General features: G+C 63.7%; 21 protein-coding genes. 7 read left to right on the top strand and 14 right to left on the bottom strand.

The window, feature by feature from the left end:
• The first annotated feature begins 12 nt into the window (after positions 1 to 12).
• From CFE42_RS00205 to hpaR, 5 genes are all read left to right on the top strand, one after another.
• On the top strand, positions 13 to 648 hold the full coding sequence (locus CFE42_RS00205) for a response regulator transcription factor (protein ID WP_004635952.1): 636 nt from the start codon (positions 13 to 15) through the stop codon (positions 646 to 648).
• 95 nt (positions 649 to 743) lie between these two features.
• Positions 744 to 1613, top strand: coding sequence for a bifunctional methylenetetrahydrofolate dehydrogenase/methenyltetrahydrofolate cyclohydrolase FolD (gene folD / locus CFE42_RS00200; protein ID WP_004635954.1), 870 nt, complete (start codon positions 744 to 746; stop codon positions 1611 to 1613).
• 94 nt (positions 1614 to 1707) lie between these two features.
• Positions 1708 to 3822 carry a M3 family metallopeptidase gene (locus CFE42_RS00195; protein ID WP_004635956.1) on the top strand — a complete coding sequence of 705 codons (2115 nt, stop codon included), beginning with the start codon at positions 1708 to 1710 and terminating at the stop codon, positions 3820 to 3822.
• 150 nt (positions 3823 to 3972) lie between these two features.
• Positions 3973 to 4782: an exodeoxyribonuclease III gene (gene xth / locus CFE42_RS00190; protein WP_004635959.1), complete on the top strand. Its 810-nt coding sequence runs from the start codon at positions 3973 to 3975 to the stop codon at positions 4780 to 4782.
• 12 nt (positions 4783 to 4794) lie between these two features.
• Complete coding sequence (gene hpaR, locus CFE42_RS00185) at positions 4795 to 5259, top strand: homoprotocatechuate degradation operon regulator HpaR (RefSeq protein WP_004635961.1); 465 nt, start codon at positions 4795 to 4797, stop codon at positions 5257 to 5259.
• Positions 5260 to 5265: 6 nt separating this feature from the next.
• Here hpaR and hpaI read toward each other — a convergent pair whose 3' ends face one another.
• The 11 genes from hpaI to CFE42_RS00130 form a co-directional block, all read right to left on the bottom strand.
• A complete protein-coding gene (gene hpaI, locus CFE42_RS00180; RefSeq protein WP_004635962.1) occupies positions 5266 to 6072 on the bottom strand; it encodes a 4-hydroxy-2-oxoheptanedioate aldolase in 807 nt (268 codons plus the stop codon).
• A 29-nt stretch (positions 6073 to 6101) separates the two neighbouring features.
• Entirely contained in the window at positions 6102 to 6905 is an 804-nt protein-coding gene (gene hpaH / locus CFE42_RS00175; protein WP_004635964.1) for a 2-oxo-hept-4-ene-1,7-dioate hydratase, read from the bottom strand.
• A gap of 3 nt (positions 6906 to 6908) precedes the next feature.
• Positions 6909 to 7298: a 5-carboxymethyl-2-hydroxymuconate Delta-isomerase gene (locus tag CFE42_RS00170; protein WP_004635966.1), complete on the bottom strand. Its 390-nt coding sequence runs from the start codon at positions 7296 to 7298 to the stop codon at positions 6909 to 6911.
• 10 nt (positions 7299 to 7308) lie between these two features.
• On the bottom strand, positions 7309 to 8178 hold the full coding sequence (hpaD, locus tag CFE42_RS00165) for a 3,4-dihydroxyphenylacetate 2,3-dioxygenase (protein WP_004635967.1): 870 nt from the start codon (positions 8176 to 8178) through the stop codon (positions 7309 to 7311).
• Positions 8179 to 8219: 41 nt separating this feature from the next.
• On the bottom strand, positions 8220 to 9701 hold the full coding sequence (hpaE, locus tag CFE42_RS00160) for a 5-carboxymethyl-2-hydroxymuconate semialdehyde dehydrogenase (RefSeq protein WP_004635968.1): 1482 nt from the start codon (positions 9699 to 9701) through the stop codon (positions 8220 to 8222).
• Complete coding sequence (locus CFE42_RS00155) at positions 9698 to 10468, bottom strand: fumarylacetoacetate hydrolase family protein (RefSeq protein ID WP_004635969.1); 771 nt, start codon at positions 10466 to 10468, stop codon at positions 9698 to 9700. The genes hpaE and CFE42_RS00155 overlap by 4 nt, the downstream gene beginning before the upstream one ends.
• Positions 10465 to 11217: a fumarylacetoacetate hydrolase family protein gene (locus CFE42_RS00150; RefSeq protein WP_004635970.1), complete on the bottom strand. Its 753-nt coding sequence runs from the start codon at positions 11215 to 11217 to the stop codon at positions 10465 to 10467. Before CFE42_RS00150 ends, CFE42_RS00155 begins: the two co-directional genes overlap by 4 nt.
• Positions 11218 to 11404: 187 nt before the next feature.
• Positions 11405 to 11695, bottom strand: a complete 291-nt coding sequence (locus CFE42_RS00145; protein ID WP_004635971.1) for a DUF1488 family protein — start codon at positions 11693 to 11695, stop codon at positions 11405 to 11407.
• A 530-nt stretch (positions 11696 to 12225) separates the two neighbouring features.
• The gene (locus CFE42_RS00140; protein ID WP_004635973.1) at positions 12226 to 13656 is read right to left on the bottom strand and encodes an amino acid permease; all 1431 of its coding nucleotides are present in this window, start codon (positions 13654 to 13656) and stop codon (positions 12226 to 12228) included.
• A 189-nt stretch (positions 13657 to 13845) separates the two neighbouring features.
• Entirely contained in the window at positions 13846 to 14919 is a 1074-nt protein-coding gene (dinB, locus tag CFE42_RS00135; RefSeq protein ID WP_012435913.1) for a DNA polymerase IV, read from the bottom strand.
• Positions 14920 to 15089: 170 nt separating this feature from the next.
• Positions 15090 to 15467 (bottom strand): hypothetical protein, encoded by a 378-nt coding sequence (locus tag CFE42_RS00130; protein WP_004635976.1) that lies wholly within the window; start codon positions 15465 to 15467, stop codon positions 15090 to 15092.
• A 314-nt stretch (positions 15468 to 15781) separates the two neighbouring features.
• Here CFE42_RS00130 and CFE42_RS00125 point away from each other — a divergent pair, with 314 nt between their 5' ends.
• Positions 15782 to 16720, top strand: coding sequence for a galactose mutarotase-like enzyme (locus tag CFE42_RS00125; protein WP_004635979.1), 939 nt, complete (start codon positions 15782 to 15784; stop codon positions 16718 to 16720).
• A gap of 9 nt (positions 16721 to 16729) precedes the next feature.
• Here CFE42_RS00125 and CFE42_RS00120 read toward each other — a convergent pair whose 3' ends face one another.
• The gene (locus CFE42_RS00120; protein ID WP_004635982.1) at positions 16730 to 17065 is read right to left on the bottom strand and encodes a carboxymuconolactone decarboxylase family protein; all 336 of its coding nucleotides are present in this window, start codon (positions 17063 to 17065) and stop codon (positions 16730 to 16732) included.
• Between the two features lie 115 nt (positions 17066 to 17180).
• Between CFE42_RS00120 and CFE42_RS00115 the strand changes: the two genes are divergently transcribed.
• Positions 17181 to 18095 carry an AraC family transcriptional regulator gene (locus CFE42_RS00115; RefSeq protein WP_004635985.1) on the top strand — a complete coding sequence of 305 codons (915 nt, stop codon included), beginning with the start codon at positions 17181 to 17183 and terminating at the stop codon, positions 18093 to 18095.
• Here the strand turns inward: CFE42_RS00115 and CFE42_RS00110 are convergent.
• Complete coding sequence (locus tag CFE42_RS00110) at positions 18014 to 18547, bottom strand: MerR family transcriptional regulator (RefSeq protein ID WP_004635987.1); 534 nt, start codon at positions 18545 to 18547, stop codon at positions 18014 to 18016. The genes CFE42_RS00115 and CFE42_RS00110 overlap by 82 nt on opposite strands.
• Entirely contained in the window at positions 18540 to 18965 is a 426-nt protein-coding gene (locus CFE42_RS00105; RefSeq protein ID WP_004635989.1) for a nuclear transport factor 2 family protein, read from the bottom strand. Before CFE42_RS00105 ends, CFE42_RS00110 begins: the two co-directional genes overlap by 8 nt.
• Positions 18966 to 19016 lie beyond the last annotated feature (51 nt).

The following is a 19016-nucleotide window of genomic DNA, read 5'->3' as shown; positions in this document are numbered from 1 at the left end:
GAGGACTCCTCCATGAGCACAACGCCCGCCGCAGTTGCGCCGCGCAACGAAACCGTGTTCGTCGTCGATGACGATGAAGCCATGCGTGACTCGTTGACGTGGCTGCTCGAAGGCAACGGCTACACCGTCCGCACCTACCGCAGCGCAGAAGAATTCCTGGTCGACGACAAGCGCGGCGAAGGCGTCGGCTGCCTGATCCTTGACGTGCGCATGCAAGGCATGAGCGGCCCCGAACTGCAAGACCGCCTGTTGGCAGAGAACAACCGCATGCCGATCGTCTTCGTCACGGGCCACGGCGACGTGCCGTTGGCTGTGTCGACCATGAAGAAAGGCGCGGTGGACTTCATTGAAAAGCCGTTCGATGAATCCGAACTGCGCGAGCTGGTGGAACGCATGCTCAGCAAGGCGCGCAGCGAAGACTCGGTCGCCCGCGAGCAAAAGGCCGCCAAGGACCTGCTCGGCCGCCTGACCACACGCGAACAGCAAGTGCTGGAGCGCATCGTCGCCGGCCGCCTGAACAAGCAGATCGCCGACGATCTGGGCATTTCCATCAAGACGGTGGAAGCACACCGCGCCAACATCATGGAAAAGCTCAACGTGAATACGGTGGCAGACCTGCTGCGCCTGGCCCTGTCGCGCAACGCCTGATTCGGCTGCAGGAAAAACCAAGCGATCATCCGGGCGGCCGGAAGGGAGGCGGCGATTTATAATCGCGGTTTGCCCTCTCCCTCCTCCGCCCAGCCATGACCGCCCAACTCATTGACGGCAACGCGCTTGCCAAACAACTCCGCGCCGAGGCCGCACAGCGCGCCGCCGCCCTGACCGCGCGCGGCCACCAGCCCGGCCTCGCCGTCATCCTCGTCGGCGAAGACCCGGCCAGCCAGGTCTACGTGCGCAACAAGATCAAGGCCTGCGAAGACAACGGCTTTCTGTCCAGCTTCGACCGCTACCCGGCTGACTTGTCCGAAGCCGACCTGCTTGGCCGCATCGACGCGCTGAACCGCGACCCGCGCATCCACGGCATCCTGGTCCAGCTGCCGCTGCCCAAGCACATCGACAGCCACAAGGTGCTCGAAGCCATCGCGCCCGAGAAAGACGTGGACGGTTTCCATGTGGCCAATGCCGGCGCCCTGATGACCGGCGCCCCGCTGTTCCGCCCGTGCACGCCGTACGGCTGCATGAAGATGCTGGAATCGATCAACTACCCGGTGCGCGGCGCCAATGCGGTGGTGGTCGGCGCCTCGAACATCGTCGGCAAACCGATGGCGATGCTGCTGCTGCAATCCGGCGCCACCATCACGATCTGCAACAGCAAGACGCGTGACCTTGCCGCCCACACGCGTGAGGCCGACATCATCGTGGCCGCCGTCGGGCGCCGCAACATCATTACCGCCGACATGGTCAAGCCGGGCGCGGTCGTCATCGACGTGGGCATGAACCGCGACGATGCCGGCAAGCTGTGCGGCGACGTCGACTTTGCCGGCGTCAAGGAAGTCGCCGGCTACATCACGCCGGTGCCGGGCGGTGTCGGCCCGATGACGATCACCATGCTGCTGATCAACACCTTGGAAGCCGCCGAGCGCGCTGCTGAAGGAGCCGCGCTGGCGGCGTAAGCTTCACCCTGATCCAGTTGGAAACGGAAAAAGCGTCCCCACCTGTTGGATCGGACGCTTTTTTTGTCCCCCGAGTTTCTCTACCGAGCCCGCCATGACCGACATTTCGCCCAAGGTTGCCACTCCGGCCAACAATCCGCTGCTCGATTTTTCTGGTCTGCCGCGCTTCGCGGACATCCGCCCGGAACACATCACGCCGGCCGTCGACGTGCTGCTCGAGCGTGCCGCATCCGCGGTGGCGCAGGTCAAGGACCCCGCCACGCCTGTCAGCTGGAACACCGTCGTGACCGCACTGGAAGAGGCCACCGAGCCGCTGGGCCGCGCCTGGGGCATCGTCAGCCACCTGAGCGCCGTCGCCGACACGCCAGAGCTGCGCGAAGCCCATGCCGCCAATCTGCCGCGCGTGACCGAATTCTGGTCGGGCCTCGGCCAGGATCTGGAGCTGTTCGAGAAGTACAAGGCGATTGCCGACAGCGCGGAATACGCCACGCTGTCGCCCGCGCGCAAGAAGCTGCTTGAGAACGAACTGCGCGGTTTCCGCCTGGGCGGCGCGGAGCTGCCCGAAGACCAGAAGCCGCGCTTTGCCGCCATTCAGGAACAGCAGGCGCAACTGACCAAGGCCTTCAGCGATCACGTCCTGGATGCGACCAACGCCTACGCACTCGTCATCGACGACGAAGCCCGCCTCGCCGGCTTGCCCGACGACGCCAAGCAGGCTGCGCAGGAAGCTGCACGCCGCGACAACCCTGATGCGACGGGCTGGAAGTTCTCGCTGCACTTCCCGTCGTATTTCCCGGTGCTGCAATACGCGGATGACCGCGCGCTGCGCCGCACGCTGTACGAAGCCAACGTCACGCGTGCTTCCGAACTGGGCGCGCAGTACGGCGGCGGCAAGGCCGAGTGGGACAACACCGCCAACATGGCCGAGCAGCTCACGCTGCGCACCGAAGAAGCGCACATGCTGGGCTATCGCAATTTTGGCGAAGTGTCGCTCGTGCCCAAGATGGCCGATTCGCCCGAAGACGTGCTGCGCTTCCTGGGTGAACTGGCCGACCGCGCCCGTCCGTTTGCCGAGAAGGATTGGGAAGAGCTCCAGGCCTTCGCCAAGACCACGCTCGGCATCGACAAGCTCGAACCGTGGGACATGGCCTACGCGTCGGAAAAGCTGCGCGAGGCACGCTACGCATTCTCCGAGCAGGAGGTGAAGCAGTACTTCCCGGAACCGGCCGTGCTGGATGGCCTGTTCAATGTCGTGCAGACGCTGTTCTCGGTGAAGATCCGGCCAGAGGCAGCGGCGGTGTGGCACCCCGACGTACGCTTCTTCCGGGTCGAATCGCCCCAGGGTGAGCTGCTCGCACAGTTCTACGTCGACCTGTACGCGCGCGAAGGCAAGCGTGGCGGTGCATGGATGGACGACGCGCGCGGCCGCAAGCTGCTGGGCGATGCGGGTGTGCAAACCCCCGTGGCTTACCTCACCTGCAACTTCTCCGGCCCGGTCGGCAACAAGCCCGCGCTGTTCACCCACGACGAGGTCATCACGCTCTTCCACGAGTTCGGCCACGGCCTGCACCACATGCTCACGCAGGTGGATGAGCTGGGCGTATCGGGCATCAACGGCGTGGAATGGGATGCAGTGGAACTGCCGTCGCAGTTCATGGAAAACTTCTGCTGGGAATGGGAAGTGCTCTCGCGCATGACGCGCCACGTGAATTCCGGCGAACCGCTGCCGCGCAAGCTGTACGACAGCATGCTGGCCGCGAAGAACTTCCAGAACGGCATGGCGACGCTGCGCCAGATCGTGTTCTCGACGTTCGACATGCACCTGCACACGGACTTCGACCCGAAGGGCGCGACGTCGGTGCTGGAGCTATCGCGCCAGATCAACAATCGCTTCCACGTGGTACCGCAGGCCGAGTTGTCGCGCTGGCCGAACACGTTCAGCCACATCTTTGCGGGCGGCTATGCGGCGGGCTACTACAGCTACAAGTGGGCCGAGGTGCTGTCCGCCGATGCCTATGCGGCGTTCGAAGAGGCCAGTAAGCTGGGCGGCTCGGTGCTCGATGCGGAAACCGGGGCACGCTATCGCCGTGAAGTACTGGCCGTTGGTGGCAGCCGCCCGGCCATCGAATCGTTCACGGCTTTCCGCGGCCGCGCTCCCAGCATCGACGCACTGCTGCGCCATGGCGGCATGATGACGGAAGCCGCGTAACGGCCTGCTCGGCCAGCCGTGACAACGCCGCTTCGCGCCTCGTACCGAAGCGGCGTTTTCATTCGGGCCCGCAGCGCTTGATGGCACAATATCGCACCCCTGGACGGCGCCAAAGTGCGCGCCGTCGCCATTTGCAAGGACCGAGCCCTCATGCGTGTCGCCACCTGGAACGTCAACTCTTTGAAGGTCCGCCTACCGCACGTGCTGCAGTGGCTGGCTGAGCGCGAAGCCGATGCCACGCCCATCGACCTGCTCTGCCTCCAAGAGCTCAAGCTGCCCGATGACCGCTATCCGCTCGCCGAACTGGACGCAGCGGGCTATACGTCGTTGTTCACAGGCCAGAAGACCTACAACGGCGTTGCCATCCTCTCGCGCAAGGCCTCTGTGCCAGAAGGCCGCGATGTGGTGAAGAACATCCCGGGCTTTGCCGACGAGCAGCAGCGCATCGTAGCCGCCACGTATGACGTGGACGGTGGCCCGGTCCGCGTGATTTCTGCCTACATTCCGAACGGGCAGGCGCTCGATTCCGACAAGTTCGTCTACAAGCTGCGCTGGCTGGAGGCACTGCAGGCATGGCTGACGAGCGAGTTGGCGGCAAACCCACGCCTGATGCTGCTGGGCGATTTCAACATCGCTCCCGAAGATCGCGACGTGCACGACCCGAAAAAGTGGGAAGGCCAGAACCTGGTGTCTCCGGAGGAGCGGGCGGCGTTTCGAGCGATGCAAGGCGCCGGGCTGGTCGATGCCTTCCGCATGTTCGAGCAGGAAGACAAGCTGTTCTCGTGGTGGGATTACCGCATGTTCGGCTTCAAGCGCAACGCCGGCCTGCGGATCGACCACATCATGCTGTCGCCTGAACTCGCCAAGCTGTGCGAGTCGTGCCATATCGACCGCGTGCCACGCACGTGGGAGCAGCCTTCGGACCACACACCCGTGGTCGCCGCCCTGCGCCGCGCATAAGGAGTGCCTGGCATGGCTTCCGCCTTCAAGCACCGCAATCTTCCGCATCTCCTGCTGCGCGCGCGTGAGACCTTCATGGCGCGCTTTCGGCCGATCCTGCGCGAGCATGGCATCACCGAACAGCAATGGCGCGTATTGCGTACGCTCAACGATACCGGCGACATGGAGCCCAACCAACTCGCCGATGCATGCCTGATCCTGAGCCCAAGCCTGACGCGCATGCTGGCGGCGATGGAACAATCCGAGATGATCGTGCGGACGAAGTCGTCGGTGGACCAGCGCCGGCAGGTGATTTCACTCACGCCTAAGAGCCGCCAGTTCCTGGCCGACGTGGAACCGCAGGTGGATGCCGAGTACGCGCGCATCGAGGCGCAGCTGGGCCGCGCGCGGCTGGACGCGCTCTACGCCGCCATCGATGAGTCGATCCACGTCATGGAAACGCGCACGCCGATGGGGCGCTTCACTGGCGACGCGTAACACCCGTCAATACACGCTGCCGGCCGGCTGCGGCTTGGCACCGCCCTCTTCCTTGAATGCCTGCGCCAGCTGTTCGGCGCTGCGCGCCAGCAGGGTGACATCCGTCCCTACCGCAACAAAGGTCGCACCGAGCGACAGGTAGTGCTTCGCCTGCGCCTGATTCGCCGACAGAATGCCCGCCGCCTTGCCCGACGCGACGATGCGTTGAATCGCGCCGTCGATCGCCTGGCTGACTTCCGGATGCCCCGGCGCGCCGAGGTGCCCCATGGACGCCGCGAGATCGCCCGGGCCGATGAAGACGCCGTCCACGCCTTGCACAGCAAGAATCGCGTCGAGATGCTCCAGGCTCTCTGCAGTTTCGACCTGGACGAGCGTGCACATCTGCGCATCGGCCTGGTGGAGGTAATCGCCCACGCGGTTCCAGCGCGATGCGCGAGCCAACGCGCTGCCAACGCCGCGAACACCGTTGGGCGGATAGCGCATCGCTTCCACGGCGGCACGCGCCTCGTCGGCGCTCTGGACCATCGGCACCAGCAGGGTCTGCGCGCCGATATCCAGCAGGCGCTTGATCTCGACCGAATCGTTCCAGGCAGGCCGCACGATGGGATGCGAAGCATACGGCGCAACCGCCTGCAATTGCGCGAGCGTCGATTGCAGTTGGTTTGGCGCGTGCTCGTTGTCGATCAGCAGCCAGTCAAAGCCGGCGCCCGCGACGATCTCCGCCGGGTACGGATGCGTCATTGCCAGCCACAGGCCGATCTGCGGCCGGCGTTCGGCCAGCGCGCGCTTGAAGTTGTTCACCGGAAGTTGCATGGCGAGGCCATCCTTTGAGCGTTGGTCGGTTAGACGAAATGACAGGCGATGCTGCCAAGCGGACCGTAGTCGCAATGGAATGTATCGCCGGGCCGAGCGGCCACCGGCCGCGTGAACGAGCCGCCAAGGATGACCTGCCCGGGCTCGAGCGCCACGCCGTGCAGCGCCAGCTTGTTGGCCAGCCAGACGACACCGTTGGCCGGGTGATTCAGCACGCCGGCCGCCACACCCGTCTCTTCGATAACGGCGTTGCGTGAAAAGATGGCGCTGACCCAGCGCAGATCCACATCGCGCATGCGGATGGGCCGGCCGCCCATCACGACGCCGGCATTGGCGGCGTTGTCGGCGATCGTGTCAAACACCTTGCGTGGACGCCCGCTGTCGGGATCGATCGATTGCGAGCGCGCATCGATGATCTCCAGCGCGGGAATCACGTGATCCACCGCGTCATACACGTCGAACAGCGTCACCTCAGGCCCCTCCAGCCGCTTACCGAGCACGAAGGCGAGCTCCACTTCCACACGCGGCACGATGAAACGGCTGGCGGGGATCTCACTGCGCTCGGCAAAGAACATGTCGTCGAGCAGCGCACCGTAGTCCGGCTCGTCGATCTGTGACGACTGCTGCATCGCACGTGAGGTCAGTCCGATCTTGTGCCCCTTCAGGCGTCGCCCCTCTGCCTGCTTCATCGCGACCCATTCGCGCTGGATGGCGTAGGCGTCTTCGATGGTGATCTCGGGGTGGTCAAGCGAAACCTGGCGGATCTGCTTGCGATCGATCTCGGCTTGGTGCAAGCGGCGCGCGATGGTTTGGATGGTCGTGGTGTCGAACATGCGTCAAGCCTTGCGAAAACGCGCGTGGATGTTGTTGTGCTTGTAGCTGCCGCCCTCGTCAAACTCGGTCAACTCCATCGACAGCGCCAGATAACGGCGCGCAAAGGCCTCGGCAAAATGTGCCTTGACTGCCTCGAACAGCGCGTCGCACGCGGCTTTCTTGACCTCGGACGTACGGCCCGCTGCGATCTTGAGCGTGACATGGACGAAGGCGTCGTCCTCTTTTCCGTCGGCCACGCGGTAGTCGGTCAGCTTGATGGCGCGCGAACAGATCCCGCCGGTCGGAAACACACCGTTCTGCGCCATCAGCGTCTCGTTCATCGCCTGCAGCAATTGCGGGATGCGGGCGTCATCGCCCAGGTTGTCGGTGTATTCGACGATGACATGCGGCATGTCGATCTCCTCAGGCTTGAACTTGATCACGTCCGGGCAACGGAAAGATCGCGTTGATCTGGCCCGTGCCGGAACTGGCGAAATATTCGGTGACGATCTCGACCCCTTTGTCGTAGGCATCCCAACCAAGCAGGCCGAGCAGCATGGCGGTGTCGTGCATGCCGCCCTCGCCTTCACACAGCGATGCGTACTCGGGCAGCATCGCGCAGAAGGTCTTCCAGTCACCCTGCTTCCATAGCTCGACCACGCGCAAATCGACCTGCCTGAAGAACTCGCGGCTGATCTGGTGAATGGATTCTTCGGGGCTGCCGTTGTCGTTGAAACGGTGCGAGAGCGATCCGCTGGCGAGAAATGCGACGGTGCTGTCGCTGGCCTCGATGGCCTCGAGCAGCGCTGCGCCGAAGCGGCGGCTTTCTTCCAGTGTGTGCCACGCACACCACCCGGCAATCGACACGACCTTGAAGTGCTGGTCGCTGTTCATGTACCGCATCGGCACAAGCGTGCCGTATTCGAGTTCGAGGCTGTTGATCTCGTGCGCACGGGTGAACACGCCGCGCGCCGTTGCCGTCTCTGCAATCAATCGGCCCAGCACCGGATTGCCGGGATACGCATATCGCATGTCCTTGATGAAATGCGGCAGCTCATTGCTCGTATAGACGCCTTCGAAGCGCGCGTTGCAATTGACATGGTAACCGGCGTTGACGAGCCAGTGCACGTCGGACACGACGATGGTGTCCACGCCCAGATCGCGGCAACGCTGTCCGATGATGCGGTGGCCCTCGATGGCCGCCTCGCGGCAGCCATGGTGCTTGCCCGGCAGCTCCGACAGGTACATCGACGGCACGTGGGTGATCTTCGCAGCCAAGGCCAGCTTGCCCATGGTGTCTCCTTCCGCCCTTGTTGTGGTGTGTCGGCCGCGCGTCAAACGCCCCAGCGCGGGATAGGGTGACTGCCCATTGAGATGCAGACGTTCTTGATTTCGGCAAACACCTCCAGACTGTACTCGCCGCCCTCACGCCCCGTGCCGGACGCTTTGACACCGCCGAAAGGCTGACGCAGGTCGCGCACGTTCTGGCTATTGACGAATACCATGCCGGCCTCGATACCGCGCGCCACGCGGTGCACCTTGCCCACATCCTGTGTCCAGAGGTACGAGGCCAGGCCGTACTCCACGTCATTGGCGAGTTTGAGGCCATCGGCTTCATCCTTGAATGGGATCAGGCAAGCCACCGGACCAAAGATTTCTTCCTGCGCCACCCGCATGCGGTTGTCGACGTTGGCCAATACCGTGGGCGCGACGAAGTTGCCGTTCTTCAGGTGGGCGGGCAGCCCAGCGGGCTTCTCCGCGCCGCCGGCCAGAACCTTCGCGCCCTCCTGTTCGCCCAGACGGATGTAGCCCGTGACCTTCTCCCAATGTGCGCGCGTGATCATCGAGCCGACATGGGTTGTCTCATCCGCCGGGTCGCCCACCACAAGCCGCTTGGCACGTTCGGCAAACTTGCGTACGAAATCATCGTAGACGCTCTCTTGCACGAAGATGCGCGAGCCGGCCGTACATCGCTCACCGTTGATCGAGAAGATGGTGAACAGCGACGCATCCAGCGCGCGATCCAGGTCCGCATCGTCGAAGACCAGCACGGGCGATTTACCGCCCAGCTCCATCGAGAATTTCTTCAGGCCCGCACGCTCCATGATGCGCTTGCCGGTCGTCGTACCGCCGGTGAAGGACACCACCCGCACATCCGGATGACGCACCAGCGCATCGCCAGCCGTCGCGCCATAGCCTTGCACCACGTTCAGCACGCCGGGCGGAATGCCGGCTTCCAGTGCCAGCCGGCCAAGCTGGTCCGCTGTCAGCGGCGACAGCTCCGACATTTTCAGCACCGCCGTATTGCCCAGCGCCAGGCACGGCGCCACCTTCCACGTGGCCGTCATGAACGGCACGTTCCACGGCGAGATCAACGCGCAAACGCCCACCGGCTGATACAGCGTGTAGTTCAGCATCTGGTCATCGACCGGATACGTGCGGCCGTTGACTTGCGTGCACACCTCGGCGAAGAAATGGAAGTTCTCGGAAGCGCGCGGAATGAGTTGCTTGCTCGTCTGCGCGATCGGCAGACCGGTATCCATCGTCTCCAGCGCGGCCAGGTGCGGCACGTTCTGCTCGATCAGCTCGCCCAGTCGGCGCATCAGCTTGGCGCGCTGCTTGGCCGGCGTGTTGGCCCAGGCAGGGAACGCCGCCTTGGCCGCCGCTACCGCCGCGTTGATTTCCGCGTCACCGCCCGACGCCACCTCGACAATGGCCTCGCTCGTGGCCGGATTGGTCGTGATGAAACGCTCGACGCTGTCGACTTGGCGACCGCTGATCCAGTGCTTGACAGGGTCCATATTGATGCGGCTCATGCGGGCTCCTTGTTCGGTTCTTCGGCAACGATGGTGTTCACCAGCCTGCCGATGCCTTCAATTTCAGTGATGACTTCGTCGCCGGGCTGCGTGTCGGCCAAACCCTCGGGCGTGCCGGTCAGGATCATGTCGCCGGGGCTGAGCGTCATGAAACTCGAGAACCACGCGATCAACGCCGGAACATCGAAGATCATGTCGCGCGTGCTGCCTTCTTGCGTGACACGGCCGTTGACGGTGGTGCGCAGCGCGAGGTGCATCGGATCGGGCACATCGTCACGGTCAACGAGCCATGGCCCGATGGGCGTACAGGTGTCGCGGCTTTTCACCCGCAGGTTCGGGCGGTAGTAGTTCTCGAGGTAATCGCGGATAGCGTAATCGTTGGCCACCGTATATCCGGCCACGTAGTCATAGGCATGCTCGCGCGGCACATTGCGCGCGGTCTTGCCAATCACCACGACCAGCTCGCATTCGTAGTGCATGAACGTCACGCCATCCGGGCGTACGGTGCGGGCGCGATGGCCGATCAGCGTATTCGGCCCTTTCAGGAACGCGAGCGGCTCCTCGGGCGCCTTGAAGGCCAGTTCCTTGGCGTGGTCGGCATAGTTCAGGCCCAGTGCGAAAACCGTGCGCGGCTCGATCGGCGGCAACCAGACGACTTCGCTTTCATGCAGGACGCGGCCGTCGGCCAGTCGCAGGTGAGCGTCGTCGCCGGGCATGGCCGTGGCGTGATGGATCGCGCCGTCATAGGCAATACGCGCGTGTTTCATCGCGAAGCTTCCTGCGCGTGGCGAATCAACGCCGTCGTCAGCGTGCCAATGTGGGCGATGTCGATATCGATGCGATCACCGGCCCGCGCCAGCGGTGGATTCTCCGGCATGCCAACGAGCAGCACATCGCCAGATTCAAGCGTCATGAATGCCGTCACGTCGGCAAGCAGCTGCGCGATTGGCCGCACCAGGGTCGACGTATTTGCGCGCTGCTTGACCTCGCCGTTGATGCGCACGGTGATATCGAGTGCATCGGCGTTAGGAACATCGTCGCGGTCTACCACCCAGGGCCCCATCGGGCAAAAACCATCGCGGCACTTGTGGCGGATCGCCGGTCGGTAGTAGCTCGCATGCGGCACGGTCAGGTCGTTGACGATGGTGTAGCCGGCGATGAAATCCGCGGCGTGCTGCGCAGGCACACGCGTGGCAGTACAACTGATCGCCACGCCCAGGCAAGCTCCAGCCCAAACGCCATCGACGTCTGCCGGCAGCGCAACCTCGTGACCATGGCCGATACGCGTGTTGGCCGGCTTCAGATACAGGATGGGCGCCTTGGGCGGCGCTTGGTATGGCGGCGCAGACAGCGTGTCACTCAGCGCATCGAGTTCTCCGCGGTAGTTGAGCAAGGCCCCGACGACCGTGCCTTCGACTGGCGGCAGCCAGCGCCAAGAATCTGCGGGTTCCGTGGCAGACGCAAACAGGGTTTCCCGTACCCGGCCGTCCGGCAATGTCACTCTGGCTCGCCGCATTGCGCCTCCTCCTCCCTCATGTAATTAACATGTTAATAATCAAATCGGATTGTGTCCATGTCAAGTCAGGAAACTTCGGCGCAATGAAAAAGCCGGCCACGCGGACCGGCTTTTCAGGCGGCGGACGAAGTGTCCGCCATGCACAGGCATCGGACACGCCGATGTCTACACGAGCAATCGATCAGACTCAAGCCACGGCAATATGCGCGCGCTTGACCACGATCGGTTGCGGCAAATCTTCTAATCCATGAGATCGCTGCACGCCGTCAGCAATCAGCACGCGCGCGGCATCCTGGATCCGCTCTTGGCCAGCCTCGAAGGCTGCCTGAAGCGACAACACCTGGTCACCTTCCAGGCCTTCCCAAAGCGCCTCGCGCGTTGCCACGCAAGTCACCTTTTCACCGTCGACGAGTGCGTCGAACAGCAGGCCTTCGTTGTTGATGTCGTACGCCTCTTTCTTTTCGAACTTGATTTCCATCGTCAAAGCCCTCCGATTGCAATGGACAACAACGCACACGCTGTTGCGTGGAAACCGTGCGGGGGGGCCGGCAAGGTTTCGTCAGACATGTGTCTGACTGCGCAGATCATTTTAACCACAGCTTGCGATGCACGTGCGAGCGTCATATGCGGCATCGCAGCCGTTAAGCCGTGGCTCGATGCCGCCATCCCAGGCTGCATCAGGCCTCGCGCGCCCCTCATCGCAGCTATGCTTTTTTGTCGGGGTCGTGCCTTGGCTCGTTTGAGCAAAGCGAGAGCCACATGCAAGGCGCGTGCCGGACGCGCAGCCACGGTGTGCTTGCTAATGCAACCACATAGTTTGCGACACGTTGATGTCAACGCCAGATGCGTTGGAACCATCGCCCCAAAAAGCGCGGCGGTTGAACGCAATACATCGGCGTTGTAATAGTTGCGCGCCGACTGAGGGAAAAACCGCTCAGCCGGCGCCCTGAACGACAGTGCTCAGCCGCGTGGCAACCATGTCGTCAGGGAATGGACGCGCCTTCCTGATCAGTGCACCGTTTCGGAAACGGGTGCAGCGCCATGCTCCGACGTGTGCAGCAGCGAGCGGCGGCGCGCGTAGCCGAAGTACACCAGCAAGCCGATCGCGACCCACACCAAAAAGGCGATCCAGGTGACGGCCTGCAGGTGGCTCATCAGGAACAGGCACATGCCGATGGCCAGCAGCGGCACCACCGGCACGCCTGGGCAACGGAAGCCGCGATGAAGGTCTGGACGGGTACGGCGCAGCACCAGCACGGCAACGGCAATCAGCGAGAACGCTGCCAGCGTTCCGATGTTGATCAGCTCAGCCAACACGTTCAGCGGCACGAATGCGGCGATCACCGCGAAGACGATGCCGACCACCCAGGTGTTCAGGAACGGCGTCGCGTAGCGCGGATGAATGTGCGACAGGCGCTTGGGCAGCAGACCGTCGCGCGACATCGCGAAGATGATGCGAGTCTGGCCATACGCCATCACCAGGATCACCGTGGTCATGCCAATGATGGCGCCCAGATCAACAAAGCCTGCCACCCAGCTTTCGCCGGCCACTTGCAGCGCCAGCGACACGGGGTGATCCACGCCTGCAAACTTCGCGAACGGCACGATGCCCGTCATGATGGCGGCCACCAGTACATAGAGAATCGTGCAGACCGCCAGTGAACCGATGATGCCGATCGGCAAGTCGCGCTTGGGATTGCGCACCTCTTCGGCCGCGGACGTCACCGCATCGAAGCCGATGAAAGCGAAGAACACGATGGCCGCCGCGCCAAACACGCCTTCCATGCCGAACGGCATGAACGGCTGCCAGTTGGCCGGCTGCACATGGCGCACACCCACGACGATGAACAGCACCACCACCGTTACCTTGATCGCCACCATGATGTTGTTGGCACGCGCCGATTCGCGAATGCCAAACGACAGCAGCGTCGTGATCAGCAGCATGATCACCAGCGCCGGAAGGTTGAACAGTGTCTGCACGCCCGGGATTGCGCCCGGAGCGGCAGTGAGCGCCACCGGCAGATGAAGGCCGAAGCCCGACAGCAGCGACTGGAAATAGCCGGACCAACCCACCGAAACAGCAGATGTGGCCAAGCCATATTCGAGCATCAGATCCCAGCCGATGATCCAGGCGACCAGCTCGCCCATCGTGGCGTAGGCATACGTATAGATGGAGCCCGACACGGGAATGGTCGAGGCGAATTCGGCGTAGCACAGCGCGGCAAACCCGCATGCAAGCGCTGCGATGATGAAGGACAGCGTGAGCGCCGGCCCTGCCGTCAGCGCGCCGGTGCCGGTCAGCACGAAGATGCCGGTTCCGATGATGGCGCCGACACCCAGGAAGGTCAGGTCGAGGGGCCCGAGGACTTTCTTCAGGCCGGTGTCGCTGTGGCCCGTGCGGATCATGTGATCCACGTTTTTGGTACGAAACAAACTCATTACTGCGTCTCCTGTCTGCGTGCGGCCGAATGTGACGGCATGCACTGTCGCGCACGTTTGATGCGCGGCGGCGGATTATGCAAAAAAGCGAGCATTTTACCCGCAGGCGACATTCCGCCCTTCTATCGCCGTCGTGCAGACAGGAAAATAGGACAATTCGCACCCGATTGCCGGGTCGAGGGGGCAACCTCAGCTGGTGGCGGCCGGGTCTTCGGCAAACAGCGGTTGCTGGCGCGCGTGCGCGTCGGACTCGTACAAGCGCACGCCCACGCCGAGCAACCGCACGGGAATGCCGCGGCGCTCAAACCCCTGCGCCAGCAACTTGGAGAACACCGGCAAGGACACCTGGGGCGAGATGCACTCCACCGTCGTGCCACGAAAATCGGCAAAACGCAGCTTGACGTAGGTTTTGTGGATCATGTTGCCTGCGCGCGCACGCTCGACGCGGGCGGCAAGCTGCTCGACGAGGATGATCAGCTCACGCTGGCAGTCGTCGAGCGTGCGCAGATCGGTGGCGTACGTTTCTTCCACACTGACCGACTTGCGGATCTGCGAAGGTTGCACCTGCCGATGGTCGATGCCTCGGCAAAGGTCGTGGAGCCGGAAACCGAACACGCCGAAATGCTGCTGCAAGCGGTCGGTGCCCCAGGCGCGCAAGTCACCACAGGTTTCTGCGCCCAGGCGACGCAGCTTCGCAGCGGTCACCTTGCCCACCCCGAACAGGCGGTCGACGGGCAACTCCGCAACAAACGCGTCGATCTGCTCCGGCCGCACGACGAACAGGCCATCGGGCTTGTTCCAGTCGCTGGCAATCTTGGCGATGAACTTGTTGGGCGCAACGCCCGCCGATACGGTAATGCCGATCTCTTCGCGCACGCGGCGGCGGATGTCTTCAGCGATGCGGGTGCCGCTGCCCGCGAGCATCGGGCTGTCGGTCACATCCAGATATGCCTCGTCCAGCGAGAGCGGCTCCACCAGCGGCGTGTAGCTGTGATAGATGGCGAAGATCTGGCGCGCAACCTGGCGGTACTTCTCCATGGACGGCGGCACGATCAGCAAGTCCGGGCAGCGCTTGACGGCCTGCGCCATGGGCATCGCCGAATGAATGCCGAACTTGCGCGCTTCGTAGTTGCAAGTCGCGACCACGCCGCGCCGCTCCGGCCGTCCACCGACAGCCAGCGGCTTGCCAACGAGGCGCGGATCGTCGCGCATTTCGATGGCAGCGTAAAAACAGTCGCAGTCGCAGTGGATGATCTTTCGCACGGCACAAGGCCAGAACCGGCTGCAGGAAGCTGCGTCGGTGTCGGGCTTGCTCGTTCAGGAGGACCGCAAGCGTATCAGCTTCCGCCGGCTGCGCACGCAACGCGGCGCAACAATGCATTTCGCCGATATTGCGACGCAGCATCGGCGAATGCAGGAATCGGAAAAGCGGCTTAGCGGCCGATATCGTGCGCGACGGCGCCGAGTTCGTCGTTCAGGGCGCGCTGCTCGTCGCCAGACAAGCCGCCGCGATGCTGGCTGGCCATGTCGTTGGCTTCCTGGCGGATGCGGCGCAGGCGGTCGCGCAGGCCATCCGCGCGGTACGGATCGATGTAGCCCTCCGATTGGCGAACGTCGATACGGTGGAATTCTTCTGCGAGGCGGCCCTGCACCTGATCAAAGCGCGCGCGCGGGTCCACGGGTGCAGGCGCCGCGACCGGAACCGGCTCACGCACCACCACCGTTCGCGTGGGCTGCGGCGGCGCCACGACACAGCCGGTCATGGAGGCCGCCAGTACAGCACACAGGGTCACACGCGGAAGAATCGACATGATTGGGCTCGTATTGTCGTTGTAGAAGCGCGCAGTCGCGCGGGAACTGGCGCTATCTTACGAACCGCTTCACGCAAAGCTGTGACGATTGGTAACAGCAGATTACTTCCGCGACACCTCCGGTGGCTCGACGGGCGGCGGTGGCTCATCGGGCGATGGCAGATCGGGAGGAATCCCCGGCGGCGAAGGCTCGTCGGGTGGGGGAACGGTATGTGCGGGCAGCACGCAATTGACGGACATGGTTTCCCTCCGGGCAAAACGCATTGACAATCTAGTACGCGATTCCCATGCCAACAAGTCACTCCACCCCAGCCATGCACGACCTGCCCACCGCCTGCTTCCAGGACCGCACGCTCATCCGCATCGGCGAGCCGCACGCCGATGGCTCCATGCTGCTGCTCGCGCCCGAAGCCGGCGGCCGGCTGGTGCGCTGGCGCCATCGCGGGGAAGACATCCTCTTCTGGCCCGAGCCGGCCGATTGGTCCAATCCGGCCAAGGTCCGTGGCGGCAATCCGCTGCTGTTTCCCTTCATCGGCCGGCATTTCGTGGAGGGCGAAGTCGGCCGCTGGCGCGATGCGCGCGGTCGACTTTACACACTGCCGCAGCACGGCTTCGCCCGCGACTTGCCGTTCGAGGTGGAAGACGCAACCGATGCGCACATCGTCCTGTTGCTGCGCGACAGCCCCCACACGCGCCAAGGCTATCCGTTCGCCTTTGAATTTCGCGTGACGTACCAACTGATCCACGATGGGCTGGAAGCAACCCTCTCCGTCAAGCATCTGGACGAAAGCGACGCGCATGCCCCGATGCCCTTCTACGCCGGTCATCATTTCTACCTGGCGCTCCCGCATGCATTGCGTGGCGCCACCGAGCTGCTGATGCCGCCGGCTCGGCTGTCGCGCCAACTGCCCGATGGCAGTCTAGACAGACCCGAGCCAGGGCGCAGGACCTACCAGCTCGACGACCCGGCGCTGCAAGACCGCTATCACCTGCTCGACGACACCGGCGTGGCCACGCTCGTCATCCCGCCGCATGCGCAAGCGCCGCTCGGCCGGCGCATTCGTATCGAGGTAGACGGCGCACCGGTGCCCTGGCACGCCATCACCACCTGGACAGAAAACGCCACGTCGGACTTCTACTGCGTCGAACCATGGATGGGCCTGCCGAATGCGATCCACCACGGCGAGGGCTTGCACCTGCTCGCGCCCGGTGAGACCCGACAGGCAACCTGTCGCATGCGGATCGCACGGTAGCCGACGCGGTCAGGCCTTCTCGTGGGCCTGCACGGCGTCCATCACGCGCGCCGAGTACACCAACGCTGCCCCGGCATTGAGCGAGATAGCCACGCTCAGCGCGTCGGCAATCTCCTCATGCGTTGCGCCATGCTTGATCGCCTCGGCCGTGTGCACAGTGATACAGCCATCGCAGCGCGTGGTCACCGCCACGGCCAGCGCGATCAGCTCACGCGTCTTCGCGTCGAGACTGCCCGTCGTGGCAGCCGACAGCGTCTTATAGCCCTTGACGGTATCCGGCGTGATCTGACCGATCTCGCCAATGCGACCCAGCAATTCCTTCCGATACTCGACCCAGTTCAGCATGATGTGCTCCGGTGGTGTGGCGCTGGCCTGATGTCGGCGCCGTTGGAAAGAGTATTGTCTTTAAGGGCGATCCACTGAATACTTCTTTCACGCAATTTCTGTCGAAATCGTCTCAATGGACGCGCTCAGCCAATTCATTCAGCTCACCCGGCCGCAGGCCAGCCTCGATTTGCGCTGCCTGTTCCAGGGACCGTTCTCGATCCCACATGATCCGGAGCCGAATGGTCAGGTGCCGTTCCACCTGGTGCTCTCGGGCAAATGCCTCGTCGACACCGGCGGCCGCACGCTCTCACTGCGCGAAGGCGATTTCATCCTGTTCCCGCGCGGCGAGGCACACACGATTCACGACCCCAGCGCTGCCGACGCACCCACGCGGAAACCCCGCACATCGCACGATGGCATGCTGCCGGTTCGCCAAACTGGCCGCGGTGCCGCGGAGGTCGATCTGCTGTGCGGCCGCTTCGTCCACGAACACGGCTCGACCACGCTGCTGGTGCGTACGCTGCCCGACCCACTGCACGTGTCATTGAGTGATAGCGCGTCGTTTCCGGCGCTGCAAGCACTCATTGGGCTGATGCGCGACGAAGCCGAAACGCGCGCGCCCGGCGCGCTGGCGATCGTTACCTCACTGAGCCAGGCGTTGCTCACAATGGCACTGCGCGTCTACGGCCAGCGGGAAAACGCGAGCCCCGGCACGCTGACGCTGCTATCAGACGCGCGCCTCGGCCCATCCGTACAAGCCATGCTCGGTGCGCCCGAACGCGCATGGACCATCGACAGCCTCGCCGATCTGGCGGCCATGTCCCGCGCCACCTACGCGCGACACTTCAAGGCGCGCGCCGATATGACGGTGTGGGACTTTCTCACGCGCGTGCGCATGACGCTCGCGTGCGACGCGTTGATCCATACGCGGCTCAGCGCAGGCGAAATCGGCGCGCGTGTCGGCTATCAATCGGAGGCGGCGTTCGGCAAGGCGTTCAAGCAACAACTGGGAATGACGCCGGCGCGGTATCGGCGGGCGACGAGTTGATCATCCTCCCGCGTCGCCACCTTCGCTAGCGCTCTGGCTTGCGGCAGGTTGGACTCGCGTGCAGGGCGCGTTCCGGTCGCCACCCGTTCGCCGTAGAAATCGATCTTGCTGTCGATCAACGCGAGCGAGCGCGTCCACTCGGCAATCGTCTGCGTCACCTGCGCGCGGTGTGCAACCAGCAGCTCATGCCGAGCTTTCAGGGTGCTGCGGCCCTCGCACACCAGCGCCGTATATTCGCGCATCTGCGCGACCGACATCCCCGAACTGCGCAGGCGCTCCATCAACTCGAGCCAGTTGACGTGCTGCTCGGTATACACACGTCGGACCGCCGCATCGCGCGCAACGCCAGGAATCAACCCCTGCGTCTCGTACCAACGAATCGTATGAATGCTGCGGCCCGTGCGTTCAGCCAGGGCACCGATCAGCAATCGAGCCGGGTCGCGCTCAGCCATGGGACTCGATGCAGACGACCGCCGGATCGCCGAGTGCCCGGTTGACGAGATCGGCGTCGAAGTATTCGATCAGTTCGCGCATCTTGCCCTCCGGCATGTGGATGACGAAACAGTACTGATTGTCATAGGCAACACCATCGCGCGTCGTGTTGCGACCTTGCGCTTCGACGACCACGGTCTCGCCATCGGCAGTGAAGCGGCTGGCAACCGTCGTGATGCGCCCGAGCTTCGCGCGCAGCGGAGCGAACAGTTCGCCCAGCACCGCCTGCTTGCCAGCATAGCGTCGCGACCACAGCGTCGTACCGGTGCAAACCCAGCAGAAATCATCCGCCATGAGATCAACGAAGGGCTTGGCGTAGCTGGTAGCGAGTTCGGCAAAAGCGGCCTGCAATATCGGCTTGTTCTCGAGCGCGTTCATGGGAGTCTCCTGGTGTGAACGCTTCGATTACAGGTGCTAGAGCGCACTCTA

It is taken from the genome of Ralstonia sp. PBBBR1, assembly GCF_002256165.1.
GTDB lineage: Bacteria > Pseudomonadota > Gammaproteobacteria > Burkholderiales > Burkholderiaceae > Ralstonia > Ralstonia thomasii.
This window is presented reverse-complemented; position numbering and strand designations above follow the sequence as displayed.